This window comes from Mesorhizobium shangrilense (assembly GCF_040537815.1).
Classification (GTDB): Bacteria; Pseudomonadota; Alphaproteobacteria; order Rhizobiales; family Rhizobiaceae; genus Mesorhizobium; species Mesorhizobium shangrilense.
Window position 1 is genome coordinate 2,230,299 of the sequence record NZ_JBEWSZ010000001.1, and the last position, 18,440, is coordinate 2,248,738.

At 61.7% G+C, this 18,440-nt stretch carries 19 protein-coding genes; 7 read left to right on the top strand and 12 right to left on the bottom strand.

The window, feature by feature from the left end; all coding sequences use genetic code 11:
- Window positions 1-7: 7 nt before the first annotated feature.
- The 5 genes from ABVQ20_RS11310 to ABVQ20_RS11330 all read right to left on the bottom strand — a co-directional run bounded on the left by ABVQ20_RS11310 (window position 8) and on the right by ABVQ20_RS11330 (window position 4,358).
- Entirely contained in the window at window positions 8-487 is a 480-nt protein-coding gene (locus ABVQ20_RS11310; protein ID WP_354459576.1) for a molybdenum cofactor biosynthesis protein MoaE, read from the bottom strand.
- Window position 488: 1 nt separating this feature from the next.
- Window positions 489-755, bottom strand: coding sequence for a molybdopterin converting factor subunit 1 (gene moaD / locus ABVQ20_RS11315; protein WP_354459577.1), 267 nt, complete (start codon window positions 753-755; stop codon window positions 489-491).
- A gap of 1 nt (window position 756) precedes the next feature.
- The gene (gene pgsA, locus ABVQ20_RS11320) at window positions 757-1,353 is read right to left on the bottom strand and encodes a CDP-diacylglycerol--glycerol-3-phosphate 3-phosphatidyltransferase (protein ID WP_354459578.1); all 597 of its coding nucleotides are present in this window, start codon (window positions 1,351-1,353) and stop codon (window positions 757-759) included.
- A 171-nt stretch (window positions 1,354-1,524) separates the two neighbouring features.
- A complete protein-coding gene (gene uvrC / locus ABVQ20_RS11325) occupies window positions 1,525-3,597 on the bottom strand; it encodes an excinuclease ABC subunit UvrC (protein WP_354459579.1) in 2,073 nt (690 codons plus the stop codon).
- Window positions 3,594-4,358, bottom strand: a complete 765-nt coding sequence (locus ABVQ20_RS11330; protein WP_354459580.1) for an SDR family oxidoreductase — start codon at window positions 4,356-4,358, stop codon at window positions 3,594-3,596. Before ABVQ20_RS11330 ends, uvrC begins: the two co-directional genes overlap by 4 nt.
- A 409-nt stretch (window positions 4,359-4,767) precedes the next feature.
- On the opposite strand from ABVQ20_RS11330, the gene ABVQ20_RS11335 reads away from it, so the two are divergent.
- Window positions 4,768-5,418 carry an outer membrane protein gene (locus ABVQ20_RS11335; RefSeq protein ID WP_354459581.1) on the top strand — a complete coding sequence of 217 codons (651 nt, stop codon included), beginning with the start codon at window positions 4,768-4,770 and terminating at the stop codon, window positions 5,416-5,418.
- Window positions 5,419-5,481: 63 nt separating this feature from the next.
- Here ABVQ20_RS11335 and ABVQ20_RS11340 read toward each other — a convergent pair whose 3' ends face one another.
- Window positions 5,482-6,078 (bottom strand): glutathione S-transferase family protein, encoded by a 597-nt coding sequence (locus ABVQ20_RS11340; RefSeq protein WP_354459582.1) that lies wholly within the window; start codon window positions 6,076-6,078, stop codon window positions 5,482-5,484.
- Between ABVQ20_RS11340 and ABVQ20_RS11345 the strand changes: the two genes are divergently transcribed.
- The gene (locus tag ABVQ20_RS11345) at window positions 6,077-6,358 is read left to right on the top strand and encodes a hypothetical protein (RefSeq protein WP_354459583.1); all 282 of its coding nucleotides are present in this window, start codon (window positions 6,077-6,079) and stop codon (window positions 6,356-6,358) included. The genes ABVQ20_RS11340 and ABVQ20_RS11345 overlap by 2 nt on opposite strands.
- Window positions 6,359-6,367: 9 nt before the next feature.
- Here ABVQ20_RS11345 and ABVQ20_RS11350 read toward each other — a convergent pair whose 3' ends face one another.
- The 6 genes from ABVQ20_RS11350 to ABVQ20_RS11375 all read right to left on the bottom strand — a co-directional run bounded on the left by ABVQ20_RS11350 (window position 6,368) and on the right by ABVQ20_RS11375 (window position 11,290).
- Entirely contained in the window at window positions 6,368-6,877 is a 510-nt protein-coding gene (locus ABVQ20_RS11350; protein ID WP_354459585.1) for a hypothetical protein, read from the bottom strand.
- 209 nt (window positions 6,878-7,086) lie between these two features.
- The gene (locus ABVQ20_RS11355) at window positions 7,087-7,542 is read right to left on the bottom strand and encodes a hypothetical protein (protein WP_354459586.1); all 456 of its coding nucleotides are present in this window, start codon (window positions 7,540-7,542) and stop codon (window positions 7,087-7,089) included.
- Window positions 7,543-7,803: 261 nt separating this feature from the next.
- Window positions 7,804-8,652, bottom strand: coding sequence for a 23S rRNA (adenine(2030)-N(6))-methyltransferase RlmJ (locus ABVQ20_RS11360; protein WP_354459587.1), 849 nt, complete (start codon window positions 8,650-8,652; stop codon window positions 7,804-7,806).
- Window positions 8,649-9,263: a hypothetical protein gene (locus tag ABVQ20_RS11365; protein ID WP_354459588.1), complete on the bottom strand. Its 615-nt coding sequence runs from the start codon at window positions 9,261-9,263 to the stop codon at window positions 8,649-8,651. The genes ABVQ20_RS11360 and ABVQ20_RS11365 overlap by 4 nt, the downstream gene beginning before the upstream one ends.
- 40 nt (window positions 9,264-9,303) lie before the next feature.
- Window positions 9,304-9,753, bottom strand: a complete 450-nt coding sequence (locus tag ABVQ20_RS11370; RefSeq protein ID WP_354459589.1) for a DNA polymerase III subunit chi — start codon at window positions 9,751-9,753, stop codon at window positions 9,304-9,306.
- Window positions 9,754-9,793: 40 nt separating this feature from the next.
- Window positions 9,794-11,290, bottom strand: a complete 1,497-nt coding sequence (locus ABVQ20_RS11375; RefSeq protein ID WP_354459590.1) for a leucyl aminopeptidase — start codon at window positions 11,288-11,290, stop codon at window positions 9,794-9,796.
- A gap of 345 nt (window positions 11,291-11,635) precedes the next feature.
- On the opposite strand from ABVQ20_RS11375, the gene lptF reads away from it, so the two are divergent.
- The 5 genes from lptF (at window position 11,636) to pdxA (ending at window position 18,422) form a co-directional block, all read left to right on the top strand.
- Entirely contained in the window at window positions 11,636-12,838 is a 1,203-nt protein-coding gene (gene lptF, locus ABVQ20_RS11380) for an LPS export ABC transporter permease LptF (protein ID WP_354459591.1), read from the top strand.
- Window positions 12,835-13,920 (top strand): LPS export ABC transporter permease LptG, encoded by a 1,086-nt coding sequence (gene lptG / locus ABVQ20_RS11385; protein WP_354462161.1) that lies wholly within the window; start codon window positions 12,835-12,837, stop codon window positions 13,918-13,920. The genes lptF and lptG overlap by 4 nt, the downstream gene beginning before the upstream one ends.
- Window positions 13,920-16,322, top strand: a complete 2,403-nt coding sequence (locus tag ABVQ20_RS11390) for an LPS-assembly protein LptD (protein ID WP_354459592.1) — start codon at window positions 13,920-13,922, stop codon at window positions 16,320-16,322. Before lptG ends, ABVQ20_RS11390 begins: the two co-directional genes overlap by 1 nt.
- Window positions 16,323-16,442: 120 nt before the next feature.
- The gene (locus ABVQ20_RS11395) at window positions 16,443-17,378 is read left to right on the top strand and encodes a peptidylprolyl isomerase (protein ID WP_354459593.1); all 936 of its coding nucleotides are present in this window, start codon (window positions 16,443-16,445) and stop codon (window positions 17,376-17,378) included.
- A gap of 15 nt (window positions 17,379-17,393) precedes the next feature.
- On the top strand, window positions 17,394-18,422 hold the full coding sequence (pdxA, locus tag ABVQ20_RS11400; protein ID WP_354459594.1) for a 4-hydroxythreonine-4-phosphate dehydrogenase PdxA: 1,029 nt from the start codon (window positions 17,394-17,396) through the stop codon (window positions 18,420-18,422).
- The last annotated feature ends 18 nt before the right edge of the window (window positions 18,423-18,440 follow it).

Here is an 18,440-nt window from a genome sequence, read left to right on the forward strand (position 1 = left end):
CGCGGTATTATTCGGATGGCGGTGTCCATCGCGAGGCTGCCTTGTCATCGGTCTCCTTGGCCTCCACCCAGCCTCCTTCGGAGCCGTCGATAAGATGTTCTTTCTTCCAAAACGGCGCACGCGACTTCAGGAAATCCATCAGGAAATTCGCCGCCTCGAATGCCGCCTGCCGGTGTGCCGAAACAGCCACAACCAGCACAATGTTCTCGCCCGGCGCTATCTTGCCGTGACGGTGGATGGCCGTCAGGCCCTGAAGCGGCCAGCGCTCGACCGCTTCAGTGGCGATGCGCGCGATTTCGGCTTCGGCCATGCCGGGATAGTGTTCGAGTTCAAGCGCCGAGAGCCTGCCCTGCTCGTCCCGGCAAAGACCGGAGAATGTCACCACGGCGCCGATGTCGGCGCGGCCTGCCGTCAACCTGGCGATCTCGGCGGCAATATCGAAATCCTGCGCCTGGATGCGCACCGTCGGGACGACCGTGGCCGACACCTCAACCTCCAGTCATTGGCGGAAACAGCGCGATCTCACGTGCCCCGGCGATCTTCTCGCGATGATCGACATGTTCCTGGTTGATGGCGACGCGGATAACGTCCGGATATTGCAGCGCGTGCTCGTATTCCTCGCCGCGCGATTTCAGCCAGCGCAGCAGATCGGCAACGGTCTCGATGCCGGCCGGCAAATCGACGTCCTCTTCCGGTATGCCGATCCGCTCTCGTACCCAGGCGAAGTAGATGAGCCTGGTTTTGCCGCTATCCATGTCACTCGTCCATAATGTGCTTGAGGCCGGCGCGGAAATAGTCATAGCCGGTGTATAGCGTGACCAGCGCCGCGATCCACAGCAGCACCAGGCCGGTCTGCGTGGTCAGCGGGAATATCTTGTCGCCGGCCGGTCCGGCCAGCAGGAAGGCGATGGCGACCATCTGGATCGCGGTCTTCCACTTGGCCAGTTGCGTCACCGGGACCGATACCTTCAGCGCCGCCAGATATTCGCGCAGGCCGGAGACCAGGATTTCGCGGCACAGGATGATGATCGCCGCCCACAGCGACCAACCGGCGATGCCGGCATGACGATCGGTGTCGGCCGCCAGCAACAGCAGGCAGGTGGCGACCAGCAATTTATCGGCGATCGGGTCGAGCATCTTGCCGATGTTGGAAGTTTGCTGCCAGGCGCGCGCCAGGTAGCCGTCCAGATAATCCGTGACACTCGCCAGCAGGAAGATGACAAGCGCAGACCAGCGGGCAAAGTCGCTCGATTTCAGATGCCCTTCGAGAAAGAAGCACAGCACCACCAGCGGCACCGCGATGATGCGGGCATAGGTCAGCATGTTGGGCAGGTTGAACGCGCGCTTGGCCATATTTTTGGGAACTCTTTCTGCCTGCGTACTCAAATCAGAAGCGAATGTGGGGGGTCAACAGGCGAGAATCGATTGGCCAGTCCAAAATAGCGTCAAAGATAATTTCGGCGAGCCTCGTTTCTTATTTTCGTACATGTCGTTATCCCCCCCCACACTTTTGGGCGACATGCGTCAGCTCTCGTGAAAATGGTTGTAGACCAGTTTCGCGACTTGCTCCGAAATGCCGTCGACCTTGACCAGATCCTCTACAGCCGCGCGGCTGACCGCCTTGGCGGTGCCGAAATGCAGTAGCAGCGCACGCTTGCGGCCGGGGCCGATGCCGCTGATCTCGTCGAGCGGACTCTTGACCATCTCCTTCTTGCGGCGGGCACGGTGCGAGCCGATGGCGAAGCGGTGGACCTCGTCACGCAGCCGCTGCACGAAATAAAGCACCGGATCACGAACAGGGAGCGAAAACGAATCCCTGCCCCTGACGAAGAAACGTTCACGGCCGGCATCGCGATCCTGGCCCTTGGCGATGCCGATCGCCACGACACGATCCTCGATGCCGAGATCTGAAAGGATTTTACGCACCGCGGTCATCTGCCCCTGGCCACCGTCGATCAGGATGACGTCGGGCCAGGCCGGGAAGCTGCCGGAGATGTCGTCCTCGATATCATCGGCCGCCCCGGCCGCCGCCGCGCCGTCGGCAACCGCGACATCGCCATGCTCCTTGAGCAGCCGTGAAAAACGCCGCTCCATAACCTCACGCATCATGCCGAAATCGTCGCCCGGTGTGATCTCAGTCGAGCGGATGTTGAATTTCCGATACTGATTCTTGACGAACCCTTCCGGCCCGGCGACGACCATGGCGCCAACGGCGTTGGTGCCCATGATGTGCGAGTTGTCGTAGACCTCGATACGCACTGGCGGCTTGGCGAGGCCGAAGGTCTCGGCGAAACCGGCAAGCAGTCGCCCTTGCGTGGAGGTTTCGGCCAGCCGCCTGCCCAGCGCCTCGCGCGCATTCTGCAAGGCGTTGTCGGTCAGGTCCTTCTTTTCGCCGCGCTGCGGCACCGAGATCGCCACCTTGCGACCGGCGCGGGTCGAGAGCGCCTCCGCCAGCAGTTCCTGGTCCTCGACGCCGTGCGACAGAAGAATGGCGCGGGGCGTCGGCTTGTCGTCGTAGAACTGCGCCAGGAACGAACCCAGCACCTCGGCTGCTTCCAGTGCGGGATCAGCCTTGGGGAAATAGGCGCGATTGCCCCAATTCTGGCCGGTGCGGAAGAAGAACACCTGGATACAGACCTGGCCGCCTTCCTGGTGGATGGCGAAAACGTCGGCCTCGTCGACGGTGTCCGGATTGATGCCCTGATGGCTCTGCACATGCGACAAAGCCGCCAGCCGGTCGCGATAAATGGCGGCGCGCTCGAAATCGAGGTCTTCCGAGGCCTGCTGCATGGCGGCGGAGATTTCCTTCTTCACCTTCTGGCTACGGCCAGAGAGAAAATCCTTCGCCTCTTCGACCAGCTCGGCATAACCCTCATGCGAGATTTCACCCGTGCAAGGTCCGGCGCAGCGCTTGATCTGGTAGAGCAAACAGGGTCGCGTGCGGTTCTCGTAGAAGGAATTGGTGCAGCTTCGAAGCAGGAAGGCGCGCTGCAGAGAATTGATGGTGCGGCCGACAGCGCCCGCCGATGCGAAGGGACCGAAATAGTCGCCCTTGCGCGACCGCGCGCCACGATGCTTGTAGATGCCAGGCGAGGCGTGATCCCCGGTCAGCAGAATGTAGGGGAACGACTTGTCGTCGCGCATAAGAACATTGAACCGCGGCCGCAAGCGCTTGATAAGATTGGCTTCAAGCAGCAGCGCCTCGATCTCGGTGCGGGTAACGACGAACTCCATCGTCGCCGTTTCGCGCACCATGCGGCCGATACGGTTGGTGTGAAACCTCCCTTGGGCGTAGTTGGTGACCCGCTTCTTCAGGCTGCGCGCCTTGCCGACATACAGCACGTCGCCGGCGGCGTTCATCATGCGGTAGACGCCGGGCGCGTTGGGCAGGCACTTGACGAGGGTCTGGATCACCTCGGCCCCGACCATGCCGTCTGCGTCACCCGCATGCGGCGTCCAGTCGATGGCGGTGAACGATACGTCTGGCCCGGACGGCGCGATAATCTCCTCCGTCGCCTCGTCCTCAAGGTCGAGATCGATATCGGGTGGCAGGTCGTCGCTGCCGCCCCTCTTGTGCTTATGGTCTACGGTATTCATTCCACCATGCCTGTCACATCGGGCGTTTGCCACGCAAGATGCTGGCCGCCGTCGAGCGCGATCATTTGGCCTGTCACCGAGCGCGCTGCCCAAAGGTAGCGAATGGTGCTCCCGAATTCCGACAATTCCGGGCCGCGCTTCAGAATCAAGCCATCGACCTGCGCTTCAAAATCCTCATCGTTCTGCCACTTGTTCTTCAAGGTCGGTCCGGGGCCAATGGCATTGACCCGGATGCGAGGGCCGAGGGCCTGCGCCATCATCTGGGTTGCCGTCCATAGAGACGATTTCGACAACGCATAGGAAAAATAGCGCGGCGTCGGGCGCCAGACACGCTGGTCGATGATGTTGACGATCAGCCCCTCCCCGTCGGCCGGCAGGCCATGGGCAAATTCTTGCGCCAGCAGGGCCGGCGCCTTTACGTGAACGGCGAAGTGGCGGTCCCAGGCCTGCCAATTGAAATCCAGAATTGAATCGTCCTCGAACAGCGAAGCATTGTTGACCAGCAGGCGGACAGGGCCAAGCGAGGCCTCGGCACGTGCGACGAGACCTCCGACCTCGGCCATGTCCGTCAAGTCGGCGACGAGCACCGTGGCGCGCCCGCCGGCGCTGCCGATGCGGGCGGCCAATGCGTCCGCCTCGGCACGCGAGCGATTGCAGTGGATGGCGACGGCAAAGCCATGAGCCGCGAGATCCTCAACGATCGCCCTGCCAATTCGCTTCGCTGCGCCCGTCACCAGCGCCACACCGTTGGCTTTGTCCATCTGTCAATCCTCGATTCCACGCCACAAAAAGCGGCGCTGGCCAAATATGGCCAGCCATAGGTTAAATGCCGTTCGCACCTTGGGCAGGATTGTGGCAAAGCGGCCTGATCAGCATCCAGATGCAGGCAAGACTCGGACCGCCCTTCGGAATATAGAACGCTGGACCCCTTGTACCAAGCCGGGTGCAGCGCAGCATGGCAAGCCTGCTGACATTCGCTGTTGCGAAGATGCAACGTCAAGGTTCGGCCTCATTCGTGCCAGGGAATGACCCAAGTTCAGGTTCGCTTCAGCCGCATTTTGACACGACATTTGGAACCGTTGAACGCCAGATCCGTTTACCCCCCGGACGGGTTGAGGGCGCTCACGGAAAAAACAAGCCTGTGTCCTGTGGCTTAAGGAGTAAAGAACAATGCAAGCCAATATCAAATTCGCTCGACCGTTGGTCGTGGCGCTTGGGCTCTTCGCCCTCGGTGGAACCGCCTATGCCGCGGACGTGGTTCAGGAAGAGCCGCCGGCCCCCGCGCCGATCGCTCAGCTTCCTGTCGCTTCCTGGGCCGGCCCTTATGTCGGTCTGAGCGTCGGCTATGGCTTTGCTGGCCATGCCAACCTCCGCGACGAAGGCAACAATATCGGCACCAAAGGTTTCGTTGGTGGCGTCTTCGGTGGCTACCAGTGGCAGCAGGAGAACTTCGTGTACGGTGCTGAAGCCGATATCGGCTACAATGGCGTCAAGGGTTCCAATGCTGGCGCAGACGCCAAGGGCGGCGTCGAAGGTTCGCTGCGTGCCCGGCTCGGCTACGCCGTGACCCCGGACATCCTGCTCTACGGCACCGCCGGTGGCGCACTGAAGGACCAGAAGGTCGATGACGGCACCACCAGCGACAGCAAGACCATGCTCGGCTGGACGGCCGGTGTCGGCACCGACATCAAGATCACCGAAAACGTGTTCGGCCGTGTCGAATACCGCTACACGGATTTCGGCAGCAAGGACTTCGGTGCTATCGGCAACGTCAAGTCGACCGACAACCGCGTCACCTTCGGCGTCGGTATGAAGTTCTAAGTCGTCCAAGCCACGACACGAAAAAGCCGGGCCTCGCGCCCGGCTTTTTTTGTTGCCCGCCATTCAGGCCGGCACGCATGCCTTGAGTTCTGGGAACTTCTCGTCGAAGCGCGCGGCCCAGCGGACAAGCCGAGCACGGCCCTTTTCCCACTTGCCGGCAAAACGCAGCGCCAGATAGCCAAGGCAGGCACGAACAGCGATCTGGCCGGCGGTGATCTTTTTCGGCAATTTTGGCGGATTGGCGTTGAGCATGTCCAGCGCGCCGGTGATCTTTGCCCACTGCCGATCCAGCCAGGGCTGATAGACCATGTCCTCGGGACGCGCCCGGCGCTCATAGACCATCGACAGCGCGCAATCGCAAATGCCGTCAGCCAGTGCCTCCAGCACTTCGGCTTCGAGGCGCTTGTCCGGATTGCGCGGAAACAACACGTTCTTCGAAACCCGGTTGAGATGCTGGGTGATGGCGCGGCTATCGTGGATCGAACGTCCGTCATCAAGCACCAGAACCGGAATCTTGCCAAGCGGGTTGGCCCCGATCAGCTCGGCGGGCTTGTCCTCGGTCTTGACCGGCACGGCATCCATGGCAATGCCGGCATAGACAGCGGCCATACGCACCTTGGAACTGTAGGGCGAGGAGGATGCATAAAGCAGTCTGGGCATGATCGGTTTCCTGTTTTTGAGACAGGCACTGTTGATCATGCACGCCCTTGCAGGCAACAGCCAGAAAGATAAAAACCGGCCGCCACGCCGGGAGGCAAGCCAAATCCCAATCGGCTTCAAGCGACAAGCATGGCCGCCGCGGACATATGGACCTCTGGACGGCTCCAGCCGCACCAGGGCACGTCGATTGATTTTTTACGCCAGCACTGACCATCAAACCAGCGAGCAAGGCATCCTGTTTGATGCCTGCTCTGCTGTCTTGCGCTCGGCTCCGGCTTGAAGAACCGCTTTACTTCTTGGCGGACTTCGCCTTGGCGGGAGCGGCCTTCGGCTTTGCCGCCGGCGCTGCTTTCTTCACCGCGGGTTTTGCCACGGCTGCAGCCGCAGCCTTCTTGGCCGGCGCCTTCGCTGGAGCTGCCTTCGCCTTTGGTGCGGCCGCCTTCGGCCTGGCCGCGGGCGCTGCTTTCTTCGCGGCGGGTTTTGCCGCTGCCGCGGCGGTCTTGGCGGGAGCCTTGGCCGCAGGAGCCTTAGCCTTGGCAGGCGCCGCCTTTGCAGGCACGGCCTTCGCGGGCGCGGCCTTTGCCTTGGGTGCCGCCGCCTTCGCCGCTGGCGCGGCCTTCTTCACGGCGGGTTTTGCGGCCGCCGCCGCGGCTTTCTTTGCCGGAGCTTTCGGTGCCGCCGCCTTCGGCTTTGCCGCGGGAGCTGCCTTCTTCACTGCTGCTGGTTTTGCGGCGGCCTTCGGTGCCGCTTTTGCTGCCGGAGTCTTGGATGCCGGCGCTTTGGATGACTGCTTAGCCATGCGATGCCCCTTCCGTTGTGCCGACGGCCGTGAATGACCCGGCGGGTCATGCATATCTGACTCGCTCTTCTCTAGCCAGCGAAGCGATTTGCCTGAAATTTTGGCAGCCAGCGGGCAATTCCGCGCGGCTTTCGGCGGCACGCATTGCGGTCGCCCGCGCAAGCGAAGCGTCCTCTGGTCGACCGGCTTTCTTCAGATCAATGGTCGCGTCAACGCAGGATGCGGCAACTGCCGTTATAGACCATCCAGCGGTCGAAGCCCGAGACGCAGAATTCGACATTGTCGCCGATCGAAGCGAAGCCTTGCCCTTCCTCGATCAGATACCAGATGTCGCGGGCGCGGCCGTCGGACAGGTTGACGGTTGCGCCGCAATAACGACGCCCGATCGGCCAGGTATCATTGGCCGGAAGATAGCGGTGCTGATGGATGCGGTGGAAATCGGTGATCTGCACATCCGGCAGATGCGGCACGTGTTTGACCTGGTAGCTGAAGCGGCTGGTGATCTTGCTCAGCACCCATGGCTGACCGCAAACACCACCATCATCGTCGGAATAGCTGGCGGGAAGATCCGCCGCATGCGCGGCCTGCATGACGCCGAGCGGCGCGGCGAGCGGCGTGCAAAGGCCTATCAGGGCGGCAAGGGCGGATTTGGCGAAGCGGGTCATGACAGCCTCTTTGAATCTATGGACCACACTCTGCGGATTCGGCGGGTTGCGGTCAAGCGGTTGCACTGGCGATGGTGAACCATGTTGAAAATTCATGACAAAACGACTTCGTGGCAACAAACATTAGGGTGATGAGGCGCGGATTGCCCTGCCCCTGCCCTCACGCTTGCCTAGTGGCTTCGCGTCTTGCTGACCCGGTGCGCCATGAAAACCACCCCAGGCGGATTGCCGCGAAACCTCCAGGTCGTTGCCGATTCGTGCCTACTCGCCGGTCAGCCATTCCAGCGACCAGTGCGCCGGTTTTCCCACGGTGAGCAACCTGTGCAAGGCTGGCAGCAGCGTACGCAGTTCCCCCTCAAGCGTGAACGGCGGATTGACCACCACCATGCCGCTGCCATCGAGGCTGGGTTCCGAGGATGCGGGCCGGATCTCGAATTCTATGTCGAGTATTTTTGGAACGCCGGACTGCTTCAGCGCCTTCCGGAAGGCGATGACCGCCTTGCGATCCTTGATCGGATACCACAGCGCATAGATGCCGCCAGGCCACCGCCTATGTGCCTTCACCAGCCCGTCGACGAGGCGGTCGAACTCACCCGCTTCCTCGAATGGTGGATCGATGAGAACCAGGCCGCGCTTTTCCTTTGGCGGCAGATGGGCGCCAAGCGCCAGCCAGCCGTCGAGTTCCAACACCCTCGCCTGGAAATCGCCGGCGAATTCTGTCTTCAGTTTTGCCGCATCCTTGGGGTGCAGTTCGATCGCCGACAGTCGATCCTGCTTGCGCAGGAGATGGCGCGCAATCAACGGCGAGCCCGGATATCTCTTCACGCCGCCATCGGAATTGAACGACCGCACCGCCTCCAGATACGGTGCCAGCAGCGCCGCTGCCTTGGCGTCCAGCGAGGCATCGATCAGCCGGCCAATGCCGCCTTGCCACTCGCCGGTTTTCTGCGCTTCGACAGACGACAGATCGTAACGGCCAATCCCGGCATGGGTGTCGATGACGCGAAACGCCTTGTCCTTCTGCTTCAGATATTCAAGCAGCCGCGCCAGCACGACATGCTTGACGACATCGGCAAAATTTCCAGCGTGGTAGGCGTGGCGGTAATTCACTTGGCGTCCCTGCCCCATCGCGGCGGCGGTGGCTGCGAGTTCGGATTTTCGGGCCGGCCGCCACCGCCACGGCGCAGCGCCAGCACAAAGCCGATCAGGCCGACAACCATCAGCGAGAACCCCACTGGTTGCGCACGCTTGTCGACTTCGCCGACGCCTGATCGCAAGACGAGATCCACCGACCGCATCTCGATACCCTCCGCATCGCCCGGGCCAACGGTGAAGACATAGGGGCCGGGGCTAACCACAGGGATCAGGCCCGCCTCGTCGCGGAAGATCTTGTCCGGCAATTGCGGGCTGGCCTGGCGCGGATTGTCGGTATGATTGAACTGGAGTGTCGAGGCCAGCACAGTGCGCCCATTGGTGGCGGCGGTCAGGGTCAATACGGTGCGTTGCTGCGAGACGATCCGCTCGGCCCGGGCAGTCAGGTCGACCAGCACTCGGACCGGTTGATCGCGACTGTTTAAAGCCACCGTCACCGGCTTGAACCGGCCCTGCTCGTAGACGCGCCAGGTGCCGATCTCATGGCCGGAGAAATTGCTCATCGCCCAGGGATAGATGGCGCCAATGCCAACGCCGGCAAACAGGATAAGGCCAAACAGAAAGCGCATTATTCATTCCAAAGAAGATGGCACGGGATCTCGGCACGGATCATGCCTTGCGCTCCCAGCGGCGGTCTGGCGTCTGCTGCCAGTAGGTGACGGCGTGACCGGCATCCTTCATCGTCTTCCAGTGCGCCCGCGCCGCCTCGACCTGGGCGGCGTCATGGCCGTCGAACAGGAAGACGGCGCGTTCGTAGCCGGCAAGATCCGGCGGCGCCGCACCATCGACCAGGAAGCGGATTTTTGCCGCGTTCGGGTTGCCGTCGCCTGTGGTCAGAAGGATAGGCTGATCGGCGGTATGCGCTTCGCGATCCGTGGCATGGGCCAGGAACGAATCGTCACGAAATGTCCACAGATGCATATCGAGTGCGTCGCGCCGCTCCTCGGTGCCGGTTTGCACCACGGCGCGCCAACCGCGATCGACACTGCGCTCGAGAAGGCCGGGAAGCGCGTCCTCGAGTGTCGATTCGGTCAGGTGATAGAAAAGGACGTCGGCCATCGCCTTCTATAGCGTCGACGGCCGCATCGTTTCCAGCCGCCTATTGCTCATAATTGTCCCGCACGAGGCGATCGAGCAGCCTGACGCCGAAACCCGAGCCCCATGACTGGTTGATCTCGCTCGACGGAGCGCCCATCGCGGTGCCGGCAATGTCGAGATGCGCCCATGGCGTGTCCTTGACGAAGCGCTGCAGGAACTGCGCGGCGATGGTGGCGCCGCCATAGCGGCCGCCGATATTCTTCATGTCGGCGTTCTTGGAATCAATGAGCTTGTCGTATTCGGCGCCAAGCGGCATGCGCCACAATCTTTCCTGCGTCGCCTGGCCGGCTGCCGTCAGCCTTTCCGACAGTTCGTCATTGTTGGAGAACAGGCCAGCATAATGCTGGCCGAGCGCGACCATGATGGCGCCGGTGAGCGTCGCCAGATTGACCATGAACTTCGGCTGGAAACGGTCGTTGCAATACCACAGCGCATCAGCCAGCACGAGGCGGCCTTCGGCGTCGGTGTTGAGCACCTCGATGGTCTGCCCCGACATGGAGGTGACGATATCCCCCGGACGCTGGGCATGGCCGTCGACGGCATTTTCCACCAGCCCGATGATGCCGACGACATTGGCCTTCGCCTTGCGCGTCGCGAGCGCCTGCATCAGGCCGGTCACCGCCGCGGCGCCGCCCATGTCGCCCTTCATGTCCTCCATGCCGGATGCCGGCTTCATCGAATTGCCGCCAGTATCGAAGGTGACGCCCTTGCCGACAAAAGCGACGGGGCTGTCCTTGGCCTTGCCGCCATTCCATTGCATCACCGCCATGCGGGCACCACGCGGCGATCCCTGCGCAACGCCGAGCAGCGAACCCATGCCGAGCTTCTTCATCTCCTTCTCGGTGAGGATTTCGACCTTGACGCCCAGTGCTTCCAATTCCTTGGCGCGGGCGGCGAACTCCACCGGTCCGAGCGTATTTGCCGGCTCATTGACCAGGTCGCGCGCCAGAAGGACGCCATCGATCACCGCCACCTCATCGGCGAACGCCTTTTTCGCGCCCGCTGGATCATTGGTGTGGATGGTTATCCTGGCCGGCTTCTTGGTATCGTCCTTGCCATCGCCATTGTCCTTCCTGGTCTTGTACTTGTCGAAGGAGTAGCTGCGCAAAAGGATGCCCGCGGCAAGGTTCGCCGCCTCCTGACCGCCAACAGAAACGTCAGCCAGATCGAGAACGATCGCAATGTCGGCCGCCTTGCGCAACGACGCGGCAACGGTACCACCAAGCTTCAGCCAGGCGTAGTCATCGAGCGCCGACACCTTGCCGGCGCCGATCACGACCAGCCGATCGAATGGCGTTCCCTCGGGCGCCAACACTTCCATGACGCTTGCGAATTTGGCCGTGAAGTCGGCGACCGGAAATGCGCGATCGAGCGTCTTGGCGGGATCGCAGCCCTTTGCCGCGTCGCTCAACCCGCTCCCCTCCGCCGAGAGCAGGAAGACGCTCCCCTTCTTGGGCGTTGCTAACTTGGCAAAGGCAATCGAAGGTCTCGAATTCATCAGGTCCTGCTTTCGGGGGGAGGTGCTTCAAACGTTCCGGCGTCGTCTCGTGGAGTGCGCGACATTTGGTCGTTTTCCCGCATTTGGCAAGACTTTGCCGAAATCGCACCCCATATGGCTGGCGGAACCGACGTCGATTCGGCACGGCACGGCTCCGCTTCTTTCGCCGCAACCTGTTGTTAACCAAGCATGTTCGCCCTTTCTTATCCATTCCCGCCGACACTCCGGCCTGCCGGGGAACATGATGTGGGACGGGAACCAGATCGAACCGGTTGTGCGGGCGGCGGCGGACGGCTACCTTGTTCGGCGGCATGATGCCGTTCGAAAAAATCGAGAAAAGCCTTCATGAAGGTCGTTGAACGCTACATCATGCGCCGCGCTTTCGTGGTCTTCATGGCAGCGCTGGTCTGGACGCTGGCGATCGTGTGGACCACGCAGGTCCTTGCCCGTATCGACCTCGTCACCGACAGTGGCCAGTCGGCCCTCACCTTCTTCGAAGTCGCCGCTCTCATTTTGCCGTCGATCGTCCCGATCGTCGTGCCTTTTGCGCTGGTGGTCGCGGTGGCGCAGACGCTCAGTACGATGAATTCGGATTCGGAGCTGGCCGTCATCAATGCAGCTGGTGCCTCGCGCTGGACAATCGCCAGGCCGATCATGCTGCTTGCGCTCGGCGCCGCTATCTTTTCATTCGCCGTCGACAACGGCATCGATCCCTATGCACGTCAGAAAAATCGCGAACTGGTGGCGTCGTCACGAGCCGATCTGTTGACCCTGGTCATCCAGGAAGGCACGTTCCGCAAGATCGACGAGGGCCTGTTCCTGCAGATCGGCGAACGGCTTCCGGACAATCGCCTCGGCGGCATCTTCGTTGCCGATTCGCGAGAGGAAGGCGTCAACCTCGTCTACTACGCCAAGAGCGGCTCGATCATCGAACGCGGCGCCGAAAAGGTGCTGATGATGAACGACGGCGTCATCCACCGCAAAACGCTGACCGGCGATCTTTCGGTCATCCGGTTCACGTCCTATGCTTTCGACCTGTCCGCCTTCATGGCCGCGGCTTCGACGGTAACCCTGATGGCGAAGGACCAGACGACGCAATATCTGCTCAATCCGGACCCGAACGACAAGGTTTTCCAGCGAGAGCCCAACACCTACCTGGCCGAGATCAACCAGCGCTTCACGGAATGGACCTATTCGCTGGTCTTCGCGCTGATCGCACTTGCGGTGGCCAGCGATGCACGCTCGCATCGCGAGGCCCGCGTCAATCCGCTGATCACGGCCATCGGCATCTCCCTGTTTGTCCGCTGGCTTGGCTTCTTCGCCGACGGCAAGGCCGACACGGTGCCGCAATATGCCTACATGGTCTATGGCGTGCCGATCATCGCATCCGCGGTCGCCACCTGGTTCATCGTCACCAACCGAACCATGGAACTGCCGGTGGCCTGGGCAGACTGGATGACCAACTGCGCCGACCGCGTCACAGAGGGATGGAACGCCCTCAAGCTGCGCTTTTCCAGGGGCAACACGTCTGGACAGAGGGTCGGCTGATGGGTTGGACGCTGGGCCGTTATTTTTTCTTCCGCTATGTGACGATCACCATCTGGTTCTTCATCGGCCTGCTGGCGCTGGTGTTCCTGATCGATTTCACCGAGCTTTCCGGCCGCACCACCGGCTTGCCGGGCTTCACCTACGGAACTGCGCTCGCCATTTCGGGGCTCAGAATGCCGATGATCATGCTGCAGACCGTGCCCTTCGTCGGCTTGTTTTCGGCAATGGCGACACTGGTATCGCTCAATCGCAAATATGAGCTGGTCATAGCGCGCTCCGCCGGCGTCTCCGCCTGGCAGTTCCTCTTACCATGCTGCATCGGAGCGCTGCTGTTCGGCGCCTTTTCCGTCGGGGTCATCAATCCGCTCGCCGCGCATGCCTTTTCCTGGTCCGAGCAGATGGAGACAGAGCTCCGCTCCGGCAAATCGACCGCCGTTTCGGCCGATACCGCCCCCTGGATCCGGCAGAAGACCAGTTCGGGCGACACCATCATCGGCGCCCGCGCCATTCTCAACCAGGGCCTGGAGATGGCCGACGCGGTCTTCTTCATCCTCAGCCCGCAAGGCGATATCGTCGAACGCAAGGACGCGGCACGTGTCTATCTGCGCGACGGCTACTGGGAACTGCAGGACGTCAAGATATTCAAGGATGGTACCATCCGCTCGGTGGACAGCGATCGCGTACCGACCAATCTGAAGCCCGAATTCGTCCAGGAGCGGCTGGCGCGGCCGGAAACGATCCCGTTCTACGATCTGCCGGGCAAGATCGAGGTTGCTCGCTCCTTCGGCCTCAAGGCAAATGCCTTCGCCATGCAGTTTGATTCGCTGGTGGCACTGCCATTCCTGCTCGTCGCCATGACGCTGATTGCTGCAACAGTATCAATGCGATTTGCGAGGATGGGGCAGTCCGCGACGATGATTCTGGGTGGCGTCCTCGCCGGGTTTCTGCTTTATGTCGTTTCGGTGTTGGTCAAAGCATTCGGCGTTGCGGGATTCGTGCCCACCGCTGTGGCTGCGTGGGTTCCGGTTGTTGTGGCTATGTTCTTTGGGGTAACATTCCTGCTATACAAGGAAGACGGCTAGTGAGGGAGGCGGTTTTGCGCAGCTATAGGCAGGCCGGGTTGGCGCGCCTCTACGCGGCGAGCGCCTTGGCATGTCTTGTTGCCTGCGGCGTCACCATCGTGCCAGCTGTTGCCCAGCAGGTAACGGATCTGGCGCCGAAAGTGCCTTCAGGCTCGCAGATGCTGCTGGCCGCGGATACGCTTGTCTATGACAACGACAACCAGACGGTAACGGCCGTCGGCGGCGTGCAGATCGACTATGGCGGCAACCGCCTCGTGGCGCAGCGGGTCGAATACAACCGCAAGACCAAGCGCCTCGTTGCAAGCGGCAACGTGCAGGTCGTCAACGCCGACGGTACCAAGGTCTATTCGGACCACGTCGACCTGACCGACGACTTCGCCGACGGGTTCGCAAACGCGCTGCGGGTCGAAACGGTCGACAAGGCCTATTTCGCGGCGGAAAGCGCCGAGCGCATGGGCGGCGTGCTGACCACGTTCCACAACGGCGTCTACACCGCCTGTGAGCCCTGCGAAGACAAGCCGGACAAAGCGCCGACCTGGCGCGTCAAGGCGCGGAAGATCATCTGGAACGGCGAGAAGAAAACGGTTCGCTTCGAAAACGCGAATTTCGAATTCTTCGGCTTTCCACTCGCCTATCTGCCGGCATTCGAGATCGCGGATCCAACGGTCAAGCGCAAAAGCGGCTTCCTGATCCCCAGCATCGGCTACAAGAGCGATCTGGGTTATAGCGTCAAGATCCCTTACTATTTTGCGCTGTCGCCAACATATGACCTTACGGTCACGGGCAGCGGCTACACCAAGCAGGGCTTCCTCGGCGAGGCCGAATGGCGCCAGCGTTTCAACAATGGCGAATACAGCGTGAAGATCGCGGGCATCCAGCAGCGGGACCCCGGCGCCTTTGTCGACAGCAACGGGTACAATGTCGATTCCGGAGCGCCCGGCGATCCGAACAAGTTCCGCGGCATGATGGGTACCCAAGGCCAGTTCGCCATCAATCCGCGCTGGGATTTCGGCTGGAATATCCTGCTTCAGACCGACAAGGACTTCTCGCGCACTTACGATATCAAGGACTACAGCGACGTCATCCATCGCTCGGAAATTTATCTGACCGGCCTTAACGACCGTAACTATTTCGACTTGCGCGCCATGCGATTCGACGTCCAGGAAAATACACTCAGCTCGGATCCAACCGCACGCGCCGGCCAGCAGCCTTGGGTCCTGCCCTCTCTGGATTATGCGTACATCCCTGACATGGCGGTGGCCGGTGGCCAATTGTCAATCAACTTGAACGCGAGGGTCATCCGCCGCGACAGCCTGGATGACGGTACTACTACTCCGACCATACGTGTTCCCGGCATCGAAGGCGATTCCGGACGGTTGACGGCGGAAGCCGAGTGGAAGCGGACCTTCACGACCGAGGACGGGCTGGTGCTGACGCCCATGTTCGCATTACGCGGCGACGCCAGCTATCTCAACGCATCGTCAGCCTCGCTTGACGCCATCAACAACATGGCGACGACTTTGGGCGTCGCCGACGATATGCGCTCGTCGCTGGCCACCTACATGGCGACCGCCGGCCTTGAAGTGCGCTGGCCCTTGCTGTTTTCGGCTGCCAATTCCAGCCATGTCTTCGAGCCGATGGCGCAGGTTTTCGCGCGCCCGAACGAGCAGTATGTCGGCGGCCTCGCCGTGCCCAACGAGGACGCCCAGAGCCTCGTCTTCGACGCGACAACGTTGTTCGAGGAGGACAAGTTTTCCGGCTACGACCGCGTCGAAGGCGGCACGCGGGCCAATGTCGGCCTGCGCTATTCCGGCTCCTATGACAATGGCTGGAGCACCAACGGCCTGTTCGGCCAGTCCTACCAGCTGGCCGGACGCAACTCCTTCGACGCACCGGACCTCGTCAATGTCGGCGCCTATTCCGGCCTCCAGACGTCTTCATCCGATTACGTCGGCCTCATCGGCCTCAACAGCCCCAACGGGTTCTCCGGCTCGGTCAGCGGTCGTTTCGACGAACAGACCTTCGAGATCCGCCGTGCCGAGCTGAAGGCCGCCTATTCCGGCCTACCCGTTTCGCTGAGCGCCAAATACGCGTTCATCCAGGCCCAGCCTCTCTATGGCTTCACGGAGGATCGCCAAGAGGTCACGCTTGGCGCGTCCACGCATCTTGCCGAGGCCTGGCGCGTCTTCGGAACCGGCACCTACGACATCCAGAGCAGCCTTCTGGTCAAGGATGGCGTGGGCTTCGCTTATAATGATTCGTGTTTCACCTATCTGATGACCTTTTCGCAATCGCGCGATCTGACCACCCGACAGGTCTCGCAAACCATCGGCTTCAACCTGTCGTTCCGCACGATTGGCGATTTCGGATCGTCACAAAGCTCCATCGACACGATCCAGTAGCGGGCATCGGCCAGTATTGGGGAGCCGGCTGACGACATCGTTTCGCCGCATAGGTCTGGCACCGATTCCACGCACCCTGGGGCAGGGATAAAGTAGAGATGGGACCGGAATAGAATTGGGATGCTTTCGATGAGGAAATACCTCTTTTCGGCAGGATTTGCGCTGCTTGTGGCTGCAACATCCGTCTCGATGACAGTCATGACGCCGCCGGCATTCGCCAGCGAGATCAAGTACGTCGTCAACGACATACCGGTGACCAGCGGCGACATCGCGCATCGGGCCGCCTTCCTGCGCCTCCAGCACAGGAAGGGCGATGCCGCCAACGAGATGATCGAACAGACATTGCGGATGGCGGAGGCCAAGCGGCTCGGTATTAAGATCGGCGATGCTCAGGTCGAAGCCGCCTATCAGCGCTTTGCCACGACCAACAAGATGCAGATCAGCCAGCTCGACGGCGTCATGGAAAAGTCGGGCGTGACCAGGGAGCATTTCAAGGAATTCATCCGCGCCCAGATGGCCTGGAACCAGGCATTGAGCGCGCGTTACCGTTCCGGCGATGGCGGCGGCGTAACCAGCGAACAGGACGCGGTAAAGCGCATGCTCAGCAATGGCGGCACCAAGCCAACCGCCATGGAATACATGCTTCAGCAGATCATCTTCGTAGTGCCGCCAGCAGAGCGCAACGCAACGCTGGCCAAGCGCAAGCGCGAAGCCGACGCCATGCGCGCCCGCTTCAATGGCTGCAATACCACGCGCGAATTCGCCAAGGGCCTCATCGACGTCACTGTTCGCGATCTAGGCCGCGTGCTGGCGCCGCAATTGCCGCCTGACTGGGCAGATCAGGTCAAGGCCACGAAGGTTGGCGGAGCCACTCCAGTGCGTGAAACCGAGCGCGGCGTCGAGTTCATCGGCATCTGCTCTTCGCGCGAAGTGTCCGACGACAAGGTCGCGCAAATGGTGTTTCAGGGCGAGGGTTCCACCGACAAGGCCGCCGACGAGCTCAGCAAGAAATATGTCGACGAGCTGAAGGCGAAAGCCCGCATCGTCAAGCGCTGACTTCCAGGCATAATTGTGCGTGGCGTCGAGATTCCGCTGGCATTGAGTGTTGGCGACCCGTCCGGTGTTGGACCTGAAATCGCGATTGCCGCATGGCAGGCCCGGGACGCGTCTGCGATCCCGCCCTTTTACCTCCTCGCCGATCCGCACTTGATGGCCGCACGAGCAGAACGCGTTGGCACCAGCGTGGAAATCGCCGAAACGACGCCGGCACAGGCATCGCGGACATTTTCGCGCGCATTGCCAGTCGTGCCGCTCTCCGCCCGTTTCGTCGACAGTCCCGGCAGGCCTGACCCGGCCAACGCCGCAGGCACGGTGGAAGCCATCGATCGCGCGGTTGCGGACTGCCTCGCCGGCCGCGCCGCGGCGGTCGTCACCTGCCCCATAGCCAAGAAGCCGCTCTATGATGCCGGCTTCCGCTTTCCCGGTCATACCGAATATCTGGCGCATCTGGCATCGCGGCACACCGGAACCGAGGTGATGCCGGTGATGATGCTGACGGGACCAGAGCTCTCCACCGTTCCCGTCACAATCCATATCCCTCTGGCCAAAGTGCCAGAGGTGCTGACAACCGAACTGATCGTCGCCACCGCGCGCATAACCGCCTCCGACCTCGCAAGCCGTTTCGGCATATCGAAGCCGAGGCTTGCCATTGCCGGCCTCAATCCGCATGCCGGCGAAGGCGGGGCAATGGGCGAAGAAGACGAGCGGATTATCCGTCCGGCGATCGACATCCTGCGCAAGGAAGGGATAAACGCCTTCGGCCCGCTTCCCGCCGACACGATGTTCCATGCGCGGGCTCGCGCCGGCTATGATGCAGCCATCTGCATGTATCACGACCAGGCGCTCATCCCGGCAAAGGCGCTTGCTTTCGACGAAGCGGTCAATGTCACGCTCGGCCTGCCCTTCATCCGCACCTCGCCCGACCATGGCACCGCCTTCGACATAGCCGGCAAGGGCATCGCGCGCGCCGACAGCCTGATTGCGGCCTTGAAACTTGCCAGAAGGCTGGCCGATACCGGAACGAAAGCCGCTGCCGCATGAGTGCTTCCCGCCAGAGCC

Coding starts and splice junctions, on each gene's coding strand:
- ABVQ20_RS11335 (WP_354459581.1), top strand. CDS start 4,768: ATGCAAGCCAATATCAAATTCGCTCGACCGTTGGTCGTGGCGCTTGGG.
- lptF (WP_354459591.1), top strand. CDS start 11,636: ATGAAGGTCGTTGAACGCTACATCATGCGCCGCGCTTTCGTGGTCTTC.
- ABVQ20_RS11370 (WP_354459589.1), bottom strand. CDS start 9,753: ATGGCCGACGTCCTTTTCTATCACCTGACCGAATCGACACTCGAGGAC.
- ABVQ20_RS11395 (WP_354459593.1), top strand. CDS start 16,443: ATGCTTTCGATGAGGAAATACCTCTTTTCGGCAGGATTTGCGCTGCTT.
- ABVQ20_RS11330 (WP_354459580.1), bottom strand. CDS start 4,358: ATGGACAAAGCCAACGGTGTGGCGCTGGTGACGGGCGCAGCGAAGCGA.
- ABVQ20_RS11355 (WP_354459586.1), bottom strand. CDS start 7,542: ATGACCCGCTTCGCCAAATCCGCCCTTGCCGCCCTGATAGGCCTTTGC.
- pgsA (WP_354459578.1), bottom strand. CDS start 1,353: ATGGCCAAGCGCGCGTTCAACCTGCCCAACATGCTGACCTATGCCCGC.
- ABVQ20_RS11345 (WP_354459583.1), top strand. CDS start 6,077: ATGATCGGTTTCCTGTTTTTGAGACAGGCACTGTTGATCATGCACGCC.
- moaD (WP_354459577.1), bottom strand. CDS start 755: ATGGATAGCGGCAAAACCAGGCTCATCTACTTCGCCTGGGTACGAGAG.
- ABVQ20_RS11340 (WP_354459582.1), bottom strand. CDS start 6,078: ATGCCCAGACTGCTTTATGCATCCTCCTCGCCCTACAGTTCCAAGGTG.
- ABVQ20_RS11350 (WP_354459585.1), bottom strand. CDS start 6,877: ATGGCTAAGCAGTCATCCAAAGCGCCGGCATCCAAGACTCCGGCAGCA.
- uvrC (WP_354459579.1), bottom strand. CDS start 3,597: ATGAATACCGTAGACCATAAGCACAAGAGGGGCGGCAGCGACGACCTG.
- ABVQ20_RS11375 (WP_354459590.1), bottom strand. CDS start 11,290: ATGAATTCGAGACCTTCGATTGCCTTTGCCAAGTTAGCAACGCCCAAG.
- ABVQ20_RS11365 (WP_354459588.1), bottom strand. CDS start 9,263: ATGCGCTTTCTGTTTGGCCTTATCCTGTTTGCCGGCGTTGGCATTGGC.